Source organism: Nocardia sp. NPDC050630 (assembly GCF_044457245.1).
GTDB lineage: Bacteria > Actinomycetota > Actinomycetes > Mycobacteriales > Mycobacteriaceae > Nocardia.
In genome coordinates this window covers 1193094-1212684 of record NZ_JBITGN010000001.1, presented here as the reverse complement: position 1 = coordinate 1212684, position 19591 = coordinate 1193094, and the positions used below count along the sequence as shown (strand labels likewise).

Below are 19591 nucleotides of genomic sequence, written 5' to 3'. Positions count from 1 at the left end.
CGCCATGGTTCGGACCGAACACGAATCAACACGGGCTCGACGACGGTCAGATCCTCGAGGCCAGTTCCGCGCCCTCCCGAATCGCGCGTTTGGCGTCCAGTTCGGCAGCGACCGACGCCCCACCGATGAGGTGTGTGGGTATCCCCCGTGTCAGCAACTCGTCGTAGATGTCACGCTCGGGCAGTTGTCCGGCACACACTATTACCGTGTCCACGTCCAGCGTTGTGGCGCGGCCGTTCACGGTGATATGGAGACCGTCGTCGTCGATAGCGTCGTAGGTAACTCCCGACATCATCTCAACGCCGCGGGACGCGACGTGTGCTCGGTGGATCCATCCGGTGGTCAATCCGAGGCCCGCCCCCACTTTGTCGGTCTTTCGCTGCAGCAAATAGACCCGGCGGGCCGAACCGAGTTTCGCCGGTGCCCGGACTCCGCCCGGCACGTGCGGATCGATATCCACCCCCCAGTGCTGGAAGAACTCCGCGCGAGGATCGGTATCGGAAGATTCCTCATTCGTGATGAAGGCGGCGATATCGAACCCGATGCCACCGGCACCGATGATGGCGACTCGATCACCAACCGGTGCCGTCCCGCGAAGCACATCGACATAGCTGACTACCGACCGATGCGACGCTCCAGCAATCGATATGCCGCGTGGCTTCACTCCCGTCGCGAGGACGATCTCGTCGAAATCCTCTGACAGCAGCAACTCTGCACAGGCCTGTGTCTTCCGCCGGATCGAGACGCCCGCCTCCTCGAGTTCACCCTCGTAGTACCTGATCGTCTCGCGATACTCCGACTTACCCGGAATACGCCAGGCGAGATCGAACTGCCCGCCGAGCGTGGGACGGCATTCGAACAATGTCACCTGGTGGCCCCGTCGGGCGGCGAACGAACTGAACGCCATCCCCGCCGGTCCGGCCCCCACCACGCCGATGCGTTTGCATGTCTTCGGTGGCGTGCGCAGCAGCGTGAGCTCATGGCCCGCGCGGGGATTTACCAGGCAGGTCGTGGTCTTTTCGGCCAACGTATGGTCGATGCACGCTTGATTACACGCGATGCAGGTATTGATGCGGTGCGCCCGCCCGGCGCGCGCCTTGTTCACGAACTCCGGATCCGCCAGCAGCGGACGCGCCATGGATATCAGATCCGCGCCACCGCTGGCCAAAATCTCCTCGGCGAGTTCGGGAGTGTTGATCCGGTTGCTCGCGACGACCGGAATGTGCACGGCCGCAGTAATTTTCGCGGAATAGTCCCGGAACGCGCCTGCGGGTACCGGCGACGCGATCGTCGGAACACTCGATTCGTGCCAACCGATACCGGTGCTCAGCATCGACACCCCCGCCTGCTCGAGTCGCCGCGCCAGTTCAATCGTCTCAGCGAAGGTGGAGCCCTCGGGAACCAGATCGGTGACGGAGATCCGGAACGAAATCAGCATGTCCTCGCCGACGGCCAGGCGTGTGCGGCGCACGATCTCGAGGGCGAACCGCGCCCTGTTCTCGAAGTCCCCGCCCCATTCATCGAGGCGGAGATTCGTACGGGGCGCCAGAAATTCGTTGATCAGATAGCCCTCGGAGCCCATGATCTCGACGCCATCGTAACCGGCGGACCGCGCGAGCACAGCCGCGGCCGCGAAGTCATCGATAGTCTCTTCGATCTCGGCCGGGTCCATCTCGCGCGGAACAAAGCGATTGATCGGCGCTCGCACGGCACTCGGCGCCACTAAATCGGAATGCTTGGCATAACGGCCGAAATGCAGGAGCTGCAGTGCGATTCGACCGCCCGCGTCGTGCACCGAGCGTGTCACCAGCCGGTGCTGCCGCACGTCCTCGGCGGTGGACATTGTCGCGCCCACCGCGAACGGCCTGCCGGCGTGGTTCGGTGAAACGCCGCCGGTGACAATGAGGCCGACGCCGCCCCGGGCACGCTCGGCGTAGAACGCGGCCATCGTCTCGAATCCACCTTCGACTTCCTCCAAGCCCAGATGCATCGAGCCCATCACCACCCGATTCGGCAGGGTCAGCGGCCCCACTTCCAGCGGTTCGAACAGTCTGCGGAAGGCGGTCATCGATCTCGTCCTTTGTTAGCGGCCAAGTGGTGTCTTGGCGCGAACCCTAGCTTTTATGCAACTTGTTGCAAAAGTAGAAGTGGGGCGGCGCCTGAGTAAAGTTGGCTGCGCAATACGTCGCCGAAACATCAACGGAGGTCAGCGGTCGATGTCGCTGAGGTGCGCGATCCTTACGGCGCTCATGGAGCGCCCCTCCACCGGCAAGGAGCTGACACGACGCTTCGACTCATCTATCGGCTACTTCTGGCATGCCACCCACCAGCAGATTTATCGTGAACTCGGGAGCATGACCGACGACGATCTCGTCCAGCCGCATGCCAGCCAGGTGAAAGGCAGAGGCGCACCTCGCGCGTACGAGATCACCGAAACAGGCGTGCAATATCTACGAGGATGGGTTACCACCGGGCAAGAGCCGGTGCCCCTCAGGGATCCGTTGTTGGTGCGCCTGCGCGCCGCCGCCGTTCTCGGCGACATCGACCTGAGCGACGATATCCAACAGCATTTGGACTATCACCGGTCCCTTCTCGAGACGTACCGCGATATCGAGGACCGAGACTTCAACGGCCCCGCGACGACACGTCGAGAACGCCTCCAGCACCTAATCCTGCAGGCAGGCATCGACATCGAACTGTCATGGGCCGAATGGTGCGCGAAGGCGGCAGAGCAACTGGCGATAGACCGGGCCGAGAGGCATCGTCGATCGTCCTGACCCACGACGCGGCTCGGTTGACCGCCTCTTCACGAATCCTGGCACACCCATACCAGTAGACGACGCACTCGTTCTATCAGAGTCCGGTCGTGCATTCCTACGTTGGCAGTGTCCGACACACAACCCGGCGTGAAGAGGAAAGCATATGAATCGCGAAGACATCGAGTTCAACGGCGAAGGTGGTGTCACCCTTCGCGGCTGGTTCTACCCGGCGCAGAACACCACCGCCCCGGCGCCGGTCATCGTCCTGACGCACGGCATGTCAGGCGTCAAGGAAATGTACCTGGACGACTACGCCAGCGTCTTCGCCGAAGCCGGCCTCAACGCGCTCGTCTACGACCACCGGAATTTCGGTGACAGCGACGGAACTCCTCGTCAAGAGCTCGACCCGGTTCTCCAGTACCGGGACTATCGGAACGCGATCACCTACGCCACCACCCGCCCGGAGGTCGATAAGTCCAGGGTCGGTGTCTGGGGCTCCAGCTTCTCTGGTGGAATCGTTCTGATGGTCGCGGCGATCGACAAAAGGGTGAAGGCCGTCGTCGCCCAGGTGCCCATGATCTCGGGTCCGGCCACGTTGGACCGGCTGATCCGGCCGGACTTCCTGCCCCACGTCCGTGGGAACTTCGACGCCGACCGTCTCAACCGGTTCGCCGGTGGTGAGCCCGCGATGCTCCCGGCCGTCTCAGCCGACCCGATGGGGCAGGCCGCGATGCCCCAGCTCGATGCCTACGAGTGGTTCACCAAGGTATCGGCGGACCGGGCTCCGAACTGGAAGAACGAGATGACGGCGCGCAGTCTGGAGATGGCCGGAGAATTCGACCCCGGCAGCTTCATCACCCAGATCTCGCCCACGCCGCTGCTGATGATCATCGCCGACGAGGACGCGTGTACGCCTTACGCTCTCGCGTTCGACGCCTACGAGCGGGCCCGCGAGCCCAAGCAGCTCGTCGTCACCCATGGCGGACACTTCGACTTCTACGAAGGTCCCGGCTTCGACGAATGCGCCGGAGCCGCGCGCGACCACTTCGTCAAGCACCTCCGAGCATGAGGCTCTGCCTCGTATTTCCAGGTCGAGTTGATCAGCCGAACACGACCGTGCTCGGACTCTCGATCATTTCAGCAATCCGCGGCTCCCGGGCGACAGCCCGGGAGCCGCGCGGTCAGCGGACCGGCCCAGATCCATGGCGCTCCCGTACCAACACTGGGCACGCTCGGCCTATCTGCCGAGGACCGCGCGTTCCTAACGTGAGTTGGCGACGACCACAGCCGCCGACCGATCACACTGCAACTGGAGGTTCCCTATGACGACTGACACCAACTCGCCTGCTGTACCCATCCGTGCGACGGTCTTCGTCAGTCGCTGGCCGAATGTCCCGGCCTTCGAGTTTCCCGGCATTCCCAACGGCACCTTCTCGCCGACCACCGCCGTCCTCGTGAGTGGCGCGACGGAGGTCGTTCTCATCGACGCGCTGTACCTCAAGGACGACGTCCAAGACCTCGGCGACCTGATCGAGCGCACCGGCAAGAAGCTGACCACGATCTACATCACCCACGATCACCAGGACCACTACCTGGGCATCGGACCGCTCATGGAGCGGTTCCCGGACGCGAAATGCGTGGCATTGCCGCATGTGATCGAGTCCATGAAGCAGACCATGGAGTTGCAGACCATGCAGTGGAATTTGCTGTTCGGCGACGCCGTCGTACCTTCGGGTCCACTTCCGGACCCGCTGGAGACCGACACCCTGTACGTCGACGGATCCCCCTTGCACATCATCGAGGTGAAGCAGGCCGACGTACATCCCACGACCATCGTGCACATCCCCGAGATCGACGCCGTTATCGCTGGTGATTCCATCTACAACGAGATCTACCCGATGCTCGGCCTGTCGACTCCCGCGGAATGGCAGGACTGGCTAGAAACCGTCGATGTCGTGGAGAAGCTCCAGCCGAAGATGATCGTGTGCGGACACCGCAGGCCCGACGGCGACGACTACGCGGTCGAGACCATGATCGCCCAGACCCGTTCGTACATCCAGGACTTCATCGCCGCCTTCCCGGTCGCGAAGGACGCCGACGACCTCGTGTCGATCATGAGTGCCAAATACCCCAATCACGCAAATGTGTGGACCTTGCAATTCTCTGCCATCAACGCGTTCGCGGCACGCGACGACGCGTAGTAGACCCGCGCGCCGCGCTGTGACCTGGCCGACCACGCCCGTCGGTCGTCGTCGCGCCAACCCCCTCCGCCCTCACCGCGCCCCGAAACCGATAGGTACGCCATGCATTTCGCTACCCTGCCCGACCACCGCGCCGATCTGGACCCGGATGGGCCGGCGATCTCCGATGGACGTGAATCGCTCACCAATGCCGAATTGTTGCTTCGGGTACGGGCGGCCGCACGCCACCTGCATGACCTCGGGATCGGTGCCGGTGATGTGGTCGCCGTGAAATTGACCAACCGCCTCGAGTTCGTGCTGCTGCTCTTCGCGTCCTGGCGGATCGGCGCCACGGTCACGCCGGTCAATCCGAGCATGACCGACATCGAAGTGGAACGACAGCTCCGCGACTCCGACGCACGTCTGCTGGTAGTCGAGGACGAATCGACCACACCGATCACCCAGACTCTCGCTGTCGACACGATGTACACCGACCCCGGCGGGTTCGATCCGGCACCGACTCTGGACCCGGCCGCGCTGTCGCTGCTCGTATACACCAGTGGCACGACCGGGACGCCGAAGGGCGTCATGCTCGACCACAGCAATATCGAGGCTATGGCGGAGATGATGGTCGTTGCGCTCGCGCTCGGTCCAGCCGACCGCTCGTTGCTGATTCTGCCGCTGTTCCACGTCAACGGCATTACCATCAGCATCCTGTCGCCGCTTCTCGTCGGCGGCAGTGCGGTCATCGTCGGCCGGTTCGACCCCAACTCCTTCTTCGACCTCGTCGAGCGTGAGCGACCCACCTACTTCAGCGCGGTACCGACGATCTACAACATGCTGGCCGCGCTCCCGCCGGAGGTAGTGCCCGACACGTCGTCCTTGCGGTTCGGGGCCTGCGGCGCCGCACCCGCCTCGGATGTGTTGCTGACCCGGTTCGAGACCCGATACGGGTTCCCGATCATCGAGGGCTACGGGCTGTCCGAAGGAACATGTGTCTCCACGTGCAACCCGCCCGCCGGCCCCCGGCGCGCCGGCAGCGTCGGGTTGCCCCTCGTCGGTCAGGAGATCCGGATCGTCGACGACAGCGGCACCGAACTGGCGAGCGGCGAGGATGGTGAGGTCATCGTGCGCGGGCCCAACATCATGCGCGGCTACCTCGGCCGTCCTGAAGAAACAGCTCGAACGCTCGTCGACGGCTGGTTGCGCACCGGTGACGTGGGCCATTTCGACTCGGACGGCTATCTGGTCCTGGTCGGACGGTCGAAAGACATGATCATCCGGGGTGGCGAGAACATCTACCCCAAGGAGATCGAGGACGTCCTGACCACAGAACCGTCGGTTCTGGAGGCCGCCGTGATCGGCGTTCCCGACGAAAAATGGGGGGAGATCGTCATTGCCTATGTCCAGCCGCGGCCAGGCGCGACCATCGACACGGCAGCACTGACCGAGCTGTGCGAGCGACACCTCACCGGCTACAAGCGACCGACGGCTTTCGTGGTGGATGCCATCCCTAAGAACGCGGTCGGCAAGATCGACAAGCCAACCTTGCGAAAAGCACACGCCGCAGTCTCCACCGGTGCGTAACCGGCGCAGCCATCTCGTTACATAACGCGCACGACGGCCGGATTCGGGCAGCTCGCCCGGATCCGGCCGTCGTGCGCGTTTTGCCATGCCTCGTAGGCGCGATTCTCGGGCTTTCGATGATTCTCGGCGTGTCGATCCCGTTGGGGCGCAGAGAATTTCCCGCTTGTGGTCGTGCGTGGTGTGCTGAAGTCGCCATTCGCGTTGCTGTTCCCACATCTGTCGGGTGTTCGTATCGACGGGGTCGACGCTGACGGCGGGACGATTCGACTCGACACGCAGATCGCCGCCGAATCAGCCACGTGCCCGGACTGCGGCGGTGTTTCGGATCGCGTGCGCAGCCGCTACCGGCGGCAGATCGCCGATCACAGCATCGGCCGCCGGGCAGTGTGTATTCGCGTAAAGGTCAGGAGATTTCGCTGCCCGGCACGGGAGTGCCCGCGCAGGATATTCGCCGAATAGATCACCGATGTAGCCGCACGGTATCAGCGCCGCAGCACTCTGCTGACCAAGGTCACGCTGGCGCTGGGGGTCGCGCCGGACACCGCATGACAGGGCATCTCGCGACCGAGGTGTCCTTCCGAATCAACGTGCCGTTTACACGGGCGTGGAAATACCGTCAGCCGTCGTCCTGATCCTATTGACCACCACTCGATATTCGTAATCTTGGTTGTGGCGCAGACCACAACTCAGGGTCAGCAGTTGCCAGCTTCAACGAAGAAGGAGAACCACATGCCGATGTGGAAGATTTACGTTCCCGAAGGCGCGTACAGCAAGGAGCAGAAGAAGGCGTTTTCGGACGCGATCACCGATGTCTATGTGGACTTCGCGGCGCTGCCGCGGTTCTATGTCGTGGTCGTGTTCCACGACCAGCCGGCCGACTCCATCTGGATCGGCGGGGAACCGGCAAACGATTTCGTCCGCATGACGATCGATCACATTGCCCGCCGGATGCCGGAGTCGGACGATTTCCGGGATATGACCATGGCCGCTTTCGAGGACGCCATCGCGCCCCACGTCAAGGACCGCGGTTTCCGCTGGGAGATCCATATCGACGAAACCCCGATCCAACTGTGGCGCACAAACGGGATCAAGCCGCCGCCCGGAGACTCGGAGGCAGAGAGGGAATGGGCGCGCATAAACGCCGCCATCGAGTGGGAGACGGTCTAGCGGCTCGAGCCGCATCGAGGGTGGGCGTCCGCGCAGCTATCGGCGGACATTTCGCCTACCCGATCGCGTCAACACATCCACGCCTGCCCGCTCGAGCCGTTACCAGCAGACTCGTCTAGCGCGCACGATGATGTGACCCTTGCCACAGTCAGAGCAACACTGTAGCATTTTTGTAACCTCGTTACAAATTTCATTATGAATGCATGGGCGACTTCGTTGCCGCCCGGTCGTGCCACGGCCGTCACGAGAGGAACCAACCGAATGTCCACATCCCCCAGCGCCGAGGACCTGTACAAGTACATCGGACTGACGTTCGAGCAGGCCAAGAGCGATCCGAAGCTCGTCGAGAAGTTCTCGAGCGGCGAGGGTGTGCTCAAGGTAGTCACCACCGAGCCCGACGGCGTCGTGATCATCGACATCCCGCACATGACCGCCGTCCAGGGCAGCGCCGACGCCGAATCGGACTGCACCCTCCGCATGACGGGAGAATTCGCGAACCGCTTCTGGCAGGGCGACCTGAATCTCCTCTTGTCCGTGACATCGGGCGCGATCGGCATCGAAGGGAAGATGGCCACCTTGGCCAAGGCCATTCCGGTGGCCAAGGAGCTCTTTCCGACGTACATCAAGCTACTGACGGACGCCGGGCGGGCGGACCTGCTCGCCCGATGATGTCGTTCGAACGATGGAACGTAGCACCGTGAACGATTCGGCGACGACGCTCGACCTGCACGAGGTCGAGCGTCGGGACCGCCGGGCAGCGTGGGAGCAGTTGATGGCGGGCCGTCTGCTGCCGATGGGAGTCGATTTCCCGGCCGACGCGGACGATGAGATCCACGGCGTGTTCCGGTCTTTCGATCTCAGCGATATCAAGGTCACCCAATGGGAGTGCCCCGCACTGACAGTGGTTCGCACGAAACGGCTGATCGAGGCGACGGATACCGAGGCGCTGATACTCCTCACGGCATCCTCGGGCAATCAGCTCTTCGAAATGGAGTCGGGTACCGCCCGCATGGAATCCGGAACCGCACTCATTTCGACAAGTCGAGTGGCGTACACCTCCACCGTATCGACCGGACTTCGAAAGCGGAGTGTGGTGATCCCATTCTCCGCGCTCGCCCCGTACGACACCGGCGCGGCGATCCCCGACTGCCTGATGCTCGATCAATCCGGACCGCTGGCACGCCTTTTGATCAGCTTCGTGGAGAGTATGGGTGAACACGTCGCCGCCATGAACGCCGCCGACGTCGACGCGGCACGCGAGGCGCTGCTCACGCTGGTCGCCGGGGTGATCCGAAGCAGCACGCGCGCCACCTACGACGGACCGGCGCTGCTGCCCGCGCTCCGGTCACAGCTCGAACAGTGGATCAAGGAGCACCTCCGGACCGGACCTATCCGCGTGGTCGACCTGGCCAAGGCGTTCAACGTCTCGAGCCGTACGGTGCATCGTGCTTTCTCGCTGACCGGAGATACCGTTGGATCGGTCGTTCGTATACAAAGACTTGTCGGCGCACGCCGCGATGTCGTTGCCACCAGTCTTCCCATCGGGTCCATTGCCCATCGTTGGGGATACTACGACGCCAGCCATTTCGGTCGCGAATTCAGGACTTTCATGTCCATGTCGCCGAGCGACTATCGGGATTGTTTCGGAATTTCCGGGTCGACCATGAACGAATTGGCCAGCTGAATCAACTCTGCAAAGGCTCCTCGCATGACACGAGCAACCGAAGAACTGTACGAGTGCACATTATACGCGGATGATTCCTTCAACGGCCTGGCAGCGTTGACCGGATCACTGCTCCAAGAGAATTTCGAGAACTTTCCGGAGCGGCGCAAAACGGCCGCGAAAATAGCGCGCCCGATCGCCTTGCGCGAAAGCAGCTCCCGAACAGCATGCACTGTTCTCTTCGGGTCCGATAAGGCCTTGTTGCTGAACGATATTGCCGGGCAACCCAGCGTCACCGTCATCGACACGACAGGCGATCAATTGCTGGCCGTGTCCCAACTGCGGATGCGCGCGGGCGGACTGCTCCCGACCGGCTTCTGCACCAAACAGGGCGTGTCTGTTATTCGCGCGATCCTCCGCAAGGAGCTCATCGTCAAGGGGTTGATCACCCACCCGATCACGGTGCTCCGGCTGATTGCGCTGATGTCGGTCGGGTAAGCACGTCCCGGTCCGAGGACTCCTCATGCGCACACACCGCGGCGACGAGGGAGCTGCGGGCCGACTCCGGTGTGTCACCCAGCCCGACCAATATATTGACCATCGCCGATGCCAGGACCTGGCTGACGGGATCCGGGAACTGCGCGAAGTGATCGCCCAATTCCAAGGTGATGAATCCGTGGACGCAGCTCCACAGCTGAGTGGCCACGACTTCCGGATTCTCCTCGCGCCGGATGCGCCCGCTGTCCACAAAGCGGGCGCATTCCTGTAACAGGTGCGAATATGCTGCCTGGAAGGCCTCGGATCGGGCCATGGAACCCGCACGTGAAGGCCTCAGCTGCCGATATCCACGGCGGGTCGACAGGCCGAACATCAAATCGTAGAGGTGCGGATTGGCCCGGGCCAGGCTGCGGCACGCCAGTGCTATCCCGAAGAGGTCCGCGGCGGGATCCTCGCTACGGGGAACGCGATGGAACGCTCGATCGAGATCCCGGAAGCCCTGGTCGATCACGGCTTGCAGGAGTTCGGGCAGCCCGCCGACGTGGTAGTACACCGCCATTGTGGAGACTTGCGCAGTCTCGGCGACCGTCCGAGCCTTGATCTCCGCCGGCCCCGCCTGGGCGAGTAGCGTTGTCGCCGCGTCGACCAGCCGCTCGACAATTTGCTCGGACGTCAGGCGGACGGCCGTATCCTTGCCGCGTTTCGGCATCGAAGCGATGCACCTCCCCACGTCAATGACCCCAAAGGGACCTTAAAACGAGGGTACAAGACCGTGGGACGACCGCGTGGAACCGCGCGAGATCCGTCACCAGGTCGTGGGATAGAACATTCGCTATACTGAGCCCATGGCGAAGGCGGCGAAAACCCACGACAAGGCACCTCGGGACCGCCTCATGGCCGCGGCGCAGCTGTTCTACACCGATGGCATCCGCGCCGTCGGGGTCAACCGGTTGCTCGAAGAGGCGCAGACCCCGATCATGACCCTCTATCGGCATTTCGGATCGAAGGAGGGCCTTGTCGAAGCATTCCTTCTCGACAAGGATCGTCGGGTCCGCGCCAAGTTCGAACGCGAGGTCGAACGTGCCGGTGATACCGGCAAGGAGCGCGTGCTCGCCGCGTTCGACTTCCTCGGACGATTGACCGCGGATCCTGAATACCGAGGCTGCACGTTCATCAACGTCGCGGTGGAGATGGGAGACCAACGCACCTTCGTGGACATCGCGGTGGCCCACAAGAATTTCGTACGCGAGATATTCGCTCGATACCTCACCCAGGCCGGCCTCCGGCAACCCGAGCCCCTGGCTTCACAGCTACTGATTTTGATGAATGGCGTTTTCGTCAGCGCGCAGATGCATTCGAACTTCAGGGAATCAGCAGCGCAGGCGCGCATGGCCGCGGAAGTGCTGCTCGATGCCGCGCTGGCCGCCGAGGCACGCGAGCACACCGGTCCCGAGCCTGTTGCCTCCTGATCCAGGTACTCCAGCGGTAGGGTCTTCGCGCCCGGATTTCGAGAATCGAACGGCTGGACGTCCCGTGAGTTCAATCCGCGCCCCGCGGCGGTCGAGTGTCCGGCGGGCACACCAGCTGGTACCTGATTCGCCAGAAATACCTGCGCAGACGATGAGCCGATGACGCCATTTCCCCGCCACCCGATCGCCAGAAGATGCTGATGAGGGTGACGGGAACCTGCACCGCGCAGACCGCTGCTATGAACGTCATGCCTGGGTCTCGATCGCGGCACGAACAGGCCCTACCGCGGCTTCGGCATGATGGGTTGGCACTTCTTGATCCTTTGTCAGTTCCCGATTTTCGGCAGAAGCAATGCGATGCGCAGTTTCTGATCGATCGTCTGCGAGAGGGTCAGCGTCTCGTCGAGCTTCCGACCGAGGGTCTGCGCGTTGGCGTTCGCGTCGTTGAGCGTCGCCGTGATCCCGCCGAGTGGGTCGACGGCTGCACCGGCCTGTCCGCCTGCCTCCCGGCCAGCCGCAATTGTTCCGGCAAGGGGAGCATCGGCCGAGGTCAACGTGACGTCGAGGGCGGCGAGTTGGTCACCGAGGGTGGCCAGCGCCTGATTAGCGGAGGTGAGCGAGTCGATGATGCCGACCACTTCCGGCAGCCCCTGTTGGGCGGCATCAGTTGCCGATGGCAGCTGGCGCGCCCCATCGAGCGCCTTATCGGTCGTTTTGTCGAGAGTTTGTGCTTGCACGACACCGTCTTCGAAGATGTCGCTGGTGATGCCAAGGTCCCTCGTGACAATCAGCAGGCCGGTCAGCATCGCGATGGTGAACGCCAGGGTCACCGCCCAAGACAGCCGAAACCTGTCAGCATTACGCATTATTCGCTCCGTCCGAATATCGACTCGCCGCCAGGGGCGCTCATGAATGAGGCAGTGGCGGTAACGGTGGCGCCTCGAAACCCAAGGGCGGGATGCCGAGACTGTTGAATGGTGGGCCGACGACCACCAGTAGTGGTCCGAACTCCCGGACATGGGCCGCCTCTTCCTGAATGGCGGCCAGCGTCGAGGCGAGGCCCGCCCCCTTGGGGCCGAGCGCTCGGAGGGTGCTCTGGATAGTCGCCAGAGCCCCATGGATCCCCTGCAGTTCGGTGGTAACGGAACCGACCGCCGTCGACAATCCATCCACAGCGGTCCCAGCCTCGGCGGCACGCCCCGTAACGCCTGCCACCGCATCCGGCAACGGTGCCGCGATGCGCGCGACCTTCCCCGCGTCGCCGCTCAATGTTGTTGCGAGCGGTGACAGTTCGGCGCTCCTACCTGCGAGCAGGCCCAACTCGCTCGACAGTGGCCCCAGGGCCTGGATATCCACCGCCAGCCGTGCGTGCTTCGGCTCCAGCCCCGCGGTCAGGGTGTCGAGTTGCTGGGCTGAATCGATGACCTGCTCGCTCAATGCCGATGGCCGTCCAAGCGGGTCGCTGACGTCACGGAACGAAGGAAGGAAGCCATTCACTACGCACAGGCTGAGCGCGGGTACCGCACCGGCGGCCAGCACCACCGAGGTGAAGGTTCGTTTGCTGACCATCAGTTCCCTCCCGCCGGGGCGGGGATCAGGTTTCCCTGAGCGGGGATCGGTGCGAGTTTGTCCGTCGTACGCTGGAGTTCGGCGTTGAGCTGGTCCACCAGGTCCAGTGCCGCGAGGAGTCGATTGTTCACGCTCACCACTGACGCGTTCGCCTCGTCGGAGATGCCGTGTAGCGATCCGGCCGCGCCCTGCAGCGACGAGGCGATGCCTTGGAGTTGGTTGGCGATATTGACGTCATCGCGGCCGGCAGCGACCAGCGTCCGCATGTCGGGCAGCAACACAGCGAGCTGATCGACGTCGGCTGCGGTTGCCGAATTCAGTTCTGCCAGGACAGTTCTCAGTTCGGCGAGCTCGTTGCGGGCGCGGGCGGGAGAGCCCAGGTCGGCCCGCTCGTCGAAGTACTGATTGGCTTGTCGGAAGTTGTTCACAATGGCGCGTGTGCTGTGCTGTACGCCGAGACCCTTGTGCACGGTGATGAGGACCAGCACCAGCAGTACCGCTGACATGACCGCAGCCAGTCGGCCGAGCCATTCGGTGGCTATCGAAAACCGGGTGAGTGGGTAGCGGACCGCGGCATCGTCGCGGTGAGGACGAACCGAGAGCGGGACAATACGTCCAAGGTCCGCTGTTCTTGGGGTTCGCAATGTGGGTCGCATTTCTGTCCAGTCGATCGGAGTATGGGTGGCGGCCGACGGGCTCAACCCGGCAGCGGCAGCACCTGGTTTATCGTCGCGGCCGATGCGACCGCGGCCCGCAAGTCGGTGACCAAACCCTCGATCATCACCAACAGCGCCTTGCCTTGGTCGCCGAACGTCCGAGCGGAGTCCACCAAAGGGATGACGACGTCGTGCACTTCGCCGAGAATCCGCGCGATATCGCCGAGCTGCTCGGTGGTGACCTGCGCCCCCTGCGCACTGCTCGACAGCGACGCCGCGACCGGCGTGATGGCATCGTGCAATTTCGCCAGCAGCGGCCCCAGCGCCTTGATGGAATCCAGCGCCGTCTGCGCGGTGCCGGTCAGCTTGGTCAGTTCTCCGAGCTCCCGGGTCAGCTGATCATTGACGTCGAGAAAGCCATGCGAAACACCGACGCTCGTGGCATTGACGTGTTGCTGGTTATCCAGGCTCCGGTTCAGATTGAAGATCACGAATGAGAGCAGGCCGAGCACGCCGACCGCCACCAGTGCGAGAACAGTCCGAGCCGGTCCGCCTGGTCGTCCGAAGAACATCATCGTCGGCTACCTTCCCGACAGGTCGCCAGCGGCGGATTCCGCGGAAACCCGCGTGTTGTGCACTTCGGCGGCCGTCGCCCGTACGTCGTCGAGGATTGCGGCCATCGTCGCCCGGTTGTCCGACAGCGCGGCGGCGGCACCGTTCGCCGGCGCCTGCAATGCGCTGACGCGAGTGGTCAGCGCATCGAGCGATCCGACCAGATAGGCGACGTTGACGCCGGTATGGTCCAGGGTCGCCTGTAGGTCGCCCGCGATGTGGCCGACCAATGCGTCGAGTTCGGCCGCCACCGTGTTGCCCATGGCGAGGACACCGGCCAGGCACTCGCGCATCTTGTCGAGCACAGCGAAAGCGCCCACTGTCACCCGTTCGTGGTCGGCGATCCGAACCAGCGCTGGGTTGTAGCGGTCCCCCGCCTCGACCGCATGGTGCAGTCGGTCCGGGGTCGTGGTGAGATCATAGATTCTCGGTCCCAGGTAGAACGCGCCGAGCGGGACCAGCGCCAGCACCACCGCGCCCCGGCCGATCCAGGTTGCGCGTGACACTTCGCGCCCCGACGACGTGGTCTGCGCGACCGCGTCGAGCACCGGCTCGTTGCCGTTGTGCGCCAACGCGCCGAGCCTGTACTGGAAAGCGGCCATCACGACACCACCGAGCTCAACACGAGCACGCGCGGCACTGTAATCGAGTACTCGATCAGCTCTTGCATCAACATTTTCCCGGTGGCGACGGCCCCGAGAACTCGCAATCCGCGGTTGGCGACGACATCGGCAATACCGCGCGCATCGCTCCCGCAATCGAGCGTGATGGGCTGGTCAGAGGTGACGACCGATGGCATCGATTCTCCTGAGTGTGACGGGCGGCCTGCTCGCCGTTGAATGTGGGCCGCATCACAGGAACAATAGAGATCGCTCGCTCTCATGTCAACGCGCAGCTACCGCCATCGATCGCACCCAGAATTCAGCGGAGGGTTTCGAGGAGCGACGCATCGTAAGGCTCGGCGTCGGCTAGGCGCCCGGTAAGCGCCTTGCGGGCCCACTCGGGGTCGGCGATCAGCGCGCGGCCGACTGCGACGAGATCGAACTCATCGCGTTCAGCACGGTCGAGTAGTCCATGGATGCCCGTAACGGCGGAATGCGTCGGCCTGCCATCAGGTCCAGCAAACTCCTTGTCCAGACCGACGGACCCGACCGTGACCGAGGCCTTACCGGTGAGTTTTCTGGCCCACCCGGCGAGGTTGAGGTCACTGCCTTCGAACTCCGGCAGCCAGTAGCGCCGAGTGGATGCGTGAAAGACGTCGACACCGGCTTCTGCCAGAGGCGACAGGATTGCTTCCAGCTCCGTCGCAGTGTCGGCGAGACGCGCGTCGAACTGGCCGGACTTCCACTGGGACAGGCGGAAGAAGACGGGAAAGCCAGGCGTGACGGAAGCCCGGACGGCCGCGACGACCTCAGTAGCGAAGCGGACCCGGGAGGCGAGGTCACCGCCGTAGGAATCAGTACGCTGATTGGTCCGCTCCCAGAGGAATTGATCAACCAGGTAGCCGTGGGCGCCGTGCAATTCCAGGCCGTCGAAGCCCAGTTCCTGAGCGGCTGCGGCCGCGCGGGCGAAGGAGCCGATCACGTCATCGATATCCGCAGTGCTCAGCGCGACACCATTGGGCAATCCGTCGAGGGCGAGTCCAGACGGACCCACTGGCGGCGCCGTACGGATGGGACCGGCCCCGTCGGTACGGGTAGTGCCCACGTGCCAGAGTTGCGGGATGATCTTTCCCCCGGCCTGATGCACGGCCGACGCGACACCGCGCCAGCCGGCGAGCGCCTCCTCGCCCCAGAATCGCGGGACCCGGTCGCTGGTGCCCGACGAGGGGTGATCGACCAAGGTCCCCTCGGTGATGATCAGGCCCACCTCCGCGGCGGCTCGACGAGCGTAGTACTGCGCCACGTCATCGTCAGGAACGCCGTCCGGAGAAAAGTACCGCGTCAGTGGGGCCATGACGATTCGGTTGGGCACGGTGAGGTCGCCGACACTGAAGGGGCGGCCGAGCACCTGCCCGGTCCGTCCGATACCTGCGGTGGTGGTCATCGAGAATCCTCCTGATGCTCCGACAAGCTGAAGCCGACAAGTACATACCGGCATCGCGCCTGCGAAATCGCTTGACGATCCGGTCTAGACGAATTAGTCTAGCCCACAACGGGCCATTACCGATTGGCGGCTGAATCAATCCCTACGACGCCGGCGAACCGAGCCCGACGCCGAAGGACCAACTCAGGGCACGCGAAATCCTGAAGGTCCGGCAGGAAGGCTCGGTGATCAACGGCCTCGACCGGCCCACCGAACGCGACGCGATCGACGAGGTCGTGCGGGCCGAACACGCTATCGCGTACGGCGCCGTCGACACCGACGACTCGATCCGCGCCGCCGTGCAGGCCCATCCTGAGTAGCGCCCGTCTCGCCCAACGCCAGGGCGACGCGGCCGCTGAAGCCGAACTCATCCCGACTGTCCGGAAGCGATTCGGCGCCGAGGACGCGGCTAAGCGGATTCGTCGGACGGCGAGATCGCACCCCCACTACGCCGTGTGCCTCCCCCATCGAAACGGGACAGGCACCACATATGACCGCGACAACTCTCTTAGGAATCGGATGTCTCTGATCGTCGAAACCACTGAACCTGGCGTCCGTGTTCTAACGATCGACAGATCCGCCAAACGCAACGCCTTCGACATCCAGATGTACCGTGCGCTCGCCGACGGTATTGCGGCGGCCGACCGTGATCCCGACGTGGACGTAACGGTGATTACGGGCCGCGGTGGCATCTTCACCAGTGGAAACGACCTGGCCAGCTTCCGGGATCATCCCAACTCGAGAGCACCGTTCGACCTGTTGCACGCCCTCGTCGACGCCGAAAAACCAATCATCGCGGCAGTCGAGGGTTTTGCGGTCGGGATCGGCGCGAGCATGCTCCTGCATTGCGACTTGGCTTTCGCCGGCCGCTCGACCGTGTTCTCGTTGCCTTTCGTCAAATTGGGACTGACCCCGGAGGGCGCGTCGACCCTGTTGCTGTCGCGCATCGCGGGCTACAAGACGGCCTCTGAGCTACTGCTGCTCGGCGACAAATTCGATGCGGGCCGAGCGGAAAAGACCGGCCTGATAAACCAGGTCGTGGACGATGGTCACGCATTGACAGCAGCGCTCGACACCGCCGCGGCGCTGCGGGCGCTGCCCGCCGAATCGGTGCGCTTGACCAAACGACTCCTCCACCGCGACAAGCTCGACGTGCTGCGGGTAATCGATGAGGAAGCCGAGCATTTCATCGAGCGCTGTCATTCGGCGGATGCCAAAGCGGCAATAGCCCGATTCCTCGAGTAATACTCATGGAAACGGTCCCGGTAATACTGGCTACCGGGACCGCTTCCATCTGTATTTCAGCCACTCATGTGATGAGCATCGGAATGCTCGCACACACAGAACGCAGCGACTCGGCATCCCGCGTCGACAGCGCGACTACGAATGCGCCCTGAATGAGGGCGAGAAGAGTATCGGCCAGTTCATCCGGAGTTCGATCGGTTCGAACGTCGCCCTCGTCCTGGCCAGCGGCGAGGATTTCGCGCAGCCGCGACTTCCATATGCGAAGGTCGTCATCGAGTTGACCGCGAAACGCCTCGGAAGTGGCGGCTACTTCTGTGGAGAACTTGCCGACCAAGCACGCGCGTTGAAACCCGGAGTCGACAAACCTGTCGACCATCGCACCGAAGTACCCGGTGAGCTTGTCCGCCGTAGCCAGCTCGGTCTTGGCCGCCCAGGCCGCGAGGAGATCCAGCTGGAAGTGTTGGTACCGTTCCAATACCGCCCGGCCGAACGACTCTTTGGATCCGAAGTGATGGTAGAACGACCCCTTCGGCACACCGGAAGCCGCGAGCAAGGCATCGACAGTGGTGCCACTGAAGCCATTCGCGTAAAACTGCCGTGTTCCTTGGCGGAGCAGTCGCTCCTTGTGCGAGAGTCCCGCGCGGTCGGGCTCATCCCCGGCGGTCGCCCCGCTGCCCCGCGCTTTCACCGACTCGCGCATAACGGCACCCCGACCTTCCTGATCGCATATCCTTGACGATTCAGTCTAGACGGTCTTGTCGAGCGCGTCGGGTGCGCCGATCGCCGTCGGTCTGGTGACCGCGGAAATGGCTTCGCGACGGTCCGGCGAGTGGTCAGCCGGATCGTCGCGAGATTGTGGTGCTAGTAAGCAACCTCGAACAGACCGGCACCACCCAGGCCGGTCGCGGCGCACATCGTGACGACGACGTACTTGGCGCCGCGGCGCTTACCTTCGATCAGGGCGTGTCCGGCCATCCGGGCGCCGCTCATGCCGTAGGGGTGACCGATCGAGATGGCGCCGCCGTTGACGTTGAGCAGCTCGTCCGGGATGCCCAGCTTGTCGCGGCAGTAGACGGTCTGCACCGCGAACGCCTCGTTCAGCTCCCACAGGCCGATGTCCTTGACGCTCAAGCCGAATCGATCCAGTAGCGTCGGCACCGCGTACACGGGCGCAATGCCCATCTCGTCGGGTTGGACGCCGACGCTGTTGTAGCCGCGGAAGTAGCCGAGCGGCTGGATGCCTTCGTTCTCCGCGGTCTCGCGGTTCATAACGATCACCGCGGACGCGCCGTCGGAGAGCTGGCTAGCATTGCCCGCCGTGACACAACCATCAGGGCGCGCAACGGGTTTCAGCGCCTGCAGACCTTCCAGGGTGGTGCTGGGCCGGTTGCCTTCGTCATGGGTAAGGCTGACGGTGACGAACGATTCCTCGCCGGTCTCCTTGTCCACCACGCGCTTCACCGATTCCATCGGCACGATCTCGTCATCGAAAAGTCCGGCAGCTTGCCCCGCGGCGGTGCGCTGCTGGCTCTGGAAGGAGTACTCGTCCTGGGAGTCCCGGCTGACTCCGTAACGGTCGTACACCACCTCGGCGGTCTCGATCATGTGCATGTAGTAATCGGGCTTGTTCTGCTTGATCCACGGCTCTTCGATCATGAAGTCGTAGCCCGGGACCTGAATCATGCTGATCGATTCGACGCCGCCGGCGGCAACCACGTCGACCCCCTCATTGAGCACACGATATGAACCGGCGACAATCGCCTCCAGTCCCGACGTACAGAACTTGCTGACGGTGAGTGCCGGTGTGGTGACCGGGATTCCGGCGCGTATTGCGATCTGACGCGCGATATCACCACTTTGCACTCCGGTCGTGAGCGCGGCTCCCATCACCACGTCCTGGACGCGGGAGGGCTCGAGCCCGGCCTTCTTCAGCGCGTGCTCGACAGCATGCCCGCCGAGAGTCGCACTGTGGGTGTTGTTGAACGCGCCGCGGTAGGCCTTCCCGATCGGGGTGCGCGCCGTCGAGACTATTGCCGCTTCTCTCATGATTCTGCCCTTCGTTGGGTGGATATTGCGGTGGCGGAACTCGGTAGGTTCCGGC

Annotated in this window: 23 protein-coding genes; 12 read left to right on the top strand and 11 right to left on the bottom strand. The window is 63.5% G+C overall.

Annotation, left to right across the window (positions count from 1 at the left end):
* Positions 1-46: 46 nt before the first annotated feature.
* The gene (locus ACIBG0_RS05225; protein ID WP_397029403.1) at positions 47-2068 is read right to left on the bottom strand and encodes an FAD-dependent oxidoreductase; all 2022 of its coding nucleotides are present in this window, start codon (positions 2066-2068) and stop codon (positions 47-49) included.
* Between the two features lie 148 nt (positions 2069-2216).
* Between ACIBG0_RS05225 and ACIBG0_RS05220 the strand changes: the two genes are divergently transcribed.
* From ACIBG0_RS05220 to ACIBG0_RS05180, 9 genes are all read left to right on the top strand, one after another.
* Entirely contained in the window at positions 2217-2777 is a 561-nt protein-coding gene (locus tag ACIBG0_RS05220) for a PadR family transcriptional regulator (RefSeq protein ID WP_397030210.1), read from the top strand.
* A gap of 145 nt (positions 2778-2922) precedes the next feature.
* Positions 2923-3828, top strand: coding sequence for an alpha/beta hydrolase (locus ACIBG0_RS05215; RefSeq protein WP_397029401.1), 906 nt, complete (start codon positions 2923-2925; stop codon positions 3826-3828).
* A 253-nt stretch (positions 3829-4081) separates the two neighbouring features.
* Positions 4082-4960, top strand: a complete 879-nt coding sequence (locus ACIBG0_RS05210; protein WP_397029399.1) for an MBL fold metallo-hydrolase — start codon at positions 4082-4084, stop codon at positions 4958-4960.
* Positions 4961-5062: 102 nt separating this feature from the next.
* The gene (locus ACIBG0_RS05205) at positions 5063-6526 is read left to right on the top strand and encodes a class I adenylate-forming enzyme family protein (RefSeq protein WP_397029398.1); all 1464 of its coding nucleotides are present in this window, start codon (positions 5063-5065) and stop codon (positions 6524-6526) included.
* A 165-nt stretch (positions 6527-6691) separates the two neighbouring features.
* Positions 6692-6985, top strand: coding sequence for a transposase family protein (locus ACIBG0_RS05200; protein WP_397029396.1), 294 nt, complete (start codon positions 6692-6694; stop codon positions 6983-6985).
* A 210-nt stretch (positions 6986-7195) separates the two neighbouring features.
* Positions 7196-7693 carry a tautomerase family protein gene (locus tag ACIBG0_RS05195; protein WP_397030208.1) on the top strand — a complete coding sequence of 166 codons (498 nt, stop codon included), beginning with the start codon at positions 7196-7198 and terminating at the stop codon, positions 7691-7693.
* A gap of 261 nt (positions 7694-7954) precedes the next feature.
* Entirely contained in the window at positions 7955-8362 is a 408-nt protein-coding gene (locus tag ACIBG0_RS05190; protein WP_397029394.1) for an SCP2 sterol-binding domain-containing protein, read from the top strand.
* Between the two features lie 13 nt (positions 8363-8375).
* The gene (locus tag ACIBG0_RS05185) at positions 8376-9377 is read left to right on the top strand and encodes a helix-turn-helix transcriptional regulator (RefSeq protein ID WP_397029392.1); all 1002 of its coding nucleotides are present in this window, start codon (positions 8376-8378) and stop codon (positions 9375-9377) included.
* A 96-nt stretch (positions 9378-9473) separates the two neighbouring features.
* A complete protein-coding gene (locus tag ACIBG0_RS05180) occupies positions 9474-9854 on the top strand; it encodes a hypothetical protein (RefSeq protein WP_397029390.1) in 381 nt (126 codons plus the stop codon).
* Here the strand turns inward: ACIBG0_RS05180 and ACIBG0_RS05175 are convergent.
* Positions 9814-10563 carry a TetR/AcrR family transcriptional regulator gene (locus tag ACIBG0_RS05175; RefSeq protein WP_397029388.1) on the bottom strand — a complete coding sequence of 250 codons (750 nt, stop codon included), beginning with the start codon at positions 10561-10563 and terminating at the stop codon, positions 9814-9816. The two genes, ACIBG0_RS05180 and ACIBG0_RS05175, sit on opposite strands and share 41 nt — an antisense overlap.
* 136 nt (positions 10564-10699) lie before the next feature.
* Between ACIBG0_RS05175 and ACIBG0_RS05170 the strand changes: the two genes are divergently transcribed.
* Positions 10700-11323 carry a TetR/AcrR family transcriptional regulator gene (locus ACIBG0_RS05170; protein ID WP_397029386.1) on the top strand — a complete coding sequence of 208 codons (624 nt, stop codon included), beginning with the start codon at positions 10700-10702 and terminating at the stop codon, positions 11321-11323.
* 326 nt (positions 11324-11649) lie between these two features.
* Here the strand turns inward: ACIBG0_RS05170 and ACIBG0_RS05165 are convergent, their stop codons facing one another.
* The 7 genes from ACIBG0_RS05165 to ACIBG0_RS05135 form a co-directional block, all read right to left on the bottom strand.
* On the bottom strand, positions 11650-12189 hold the full coding sequence (locus ACIBG0_RS05165) for a hypothetical protein (RefSeq protein WP_397029384.1): 540 nt from the start codon (positions 12187-12189) through the stop codon (positions 11650-11652).
* 40 nt (positions 12190-12229) lie between these two features.
* A complete protein-coding gene (locus ACIBG0_RS05160; RefSeq protein ID WP_397029382.1) occupies positions 12230-12892 on the bottom strand; it encodes a hypothetical protein in 663 nt (220 codons plus the stop codon).
* Entirely contained in the window at positions 12892-13398 is a 507-nt protein-coding gene (locus tag ACIBG0_RS05155; protein ID WP_397029380.1) for a hypothetical protein, read from the bottom strand. Before ACIBG0_RS05155 ends, ACIBG0_RS05160 begins: the two co-directional genes overlap by 1 nt.
* 191 nt (positions 13399-13589) lie before the next feature.
* Positions 13590-14123, bottom strand: a complete 534-nt coding sequence (locus ACIBG0_RS05150; protein WP_397029378.1) for a hypothetical protein — start codon at positions 14121-14123, stop codon at positions 13590-13592.
* A gap of 6 nt (positions 14124-14129) precedes the next feature.
* Positions 14130-14762 (bottom strand): hypothetical protein, encoded by a 633-nt coding sequence (locus tag ACIBG0_RS05145; protein WP_397029376.1) that lies wholly within the window; start codon positions 14760-14762, stop codon positions 14130-14132.
* Positions 14762-14959 carry a hypothetical protein gene (locus ACIBG0_RS05140; RefSeq protein ID WP_397029374.1) on the bottom strand — a complete coding sequence of 66 codons (198 nt, stop codon included), beginning with the start codon at positions 14957-14959 and terminating at the stop codon, positions 14762-14764. Before ACIBG0_RS05140 ends, ACIBG0_RS05145 begins: the two co-directional genes overlap by 1 nt.
* Before the next feature lie 122 nt (positions 14960-15081).
* On the bottom strand, positions 15082-16206 hold the full coding sequence (locus ACIBG0_RS05135; protein WP_397029372.1) for an NADH:flavin oxidoreductase: 1125 nt from the start codon (positions 16204-16206) through the stop codon (positions 15082-15084).
* A gap of 224 nt (positions 16207-16430) precedes the next feature.
* On the opposite strand from ACIBG0_RS05135, the gene ACIBG0_RS05130 reads away from it, so the two are divergent.
* Positions 16431-16565, top strand: coding sequence for a hypothetical protein (locus ACIBG0_RS05130; RefSeq protein ID WP_397029370.1), 135 nt, complete (start codon positions 16431-16433; stop codon positions 16563-16565).
* Positions 16566-16764: 199 nt separating this feature from the next.
* A complete protein-coding gene (locus ACIBG0_RS05125) occupies positions 16765-17490 on the top strand; it encodes an enoyl-CoA hydratase-related protein (RefSeq protein ID WP_397029368.1) in 726 nt (241 codons plus the stop codon).
* 64 nt (positions 17491-17554) lie between these two features.
* On the opposite strand, the gene ACIBG0_RS05120 is transcribed toward ACIBG0_RS05125, so the two are convergent.
* Complete coding sequence (locus ACIBG0_RS05120; protein WP_397029366.1) at positions 17555-18190, bottom strand: TetR/AcrR family transcriptional regulator; 636 nt, start codon at positions 18188-18190, stop codon at positions 17555-17557.
* A gap of 161 nt (positions 18191-18351) precedes the next feature.
* Positions 18352-19536: an acetyl-CoA C-acyltransferase gene (locus ACIBG0_RS05115; RefSeq protein ID WP_397030206.1), complete on the bottom strand. Its 1185-nt coding sequence runs from the start codon at positions 19534-19536 to the stop codon at positions 18352-18354.
* Between the last annotated feature and the right edge of the window lie 55 nt (positions 19537-19591).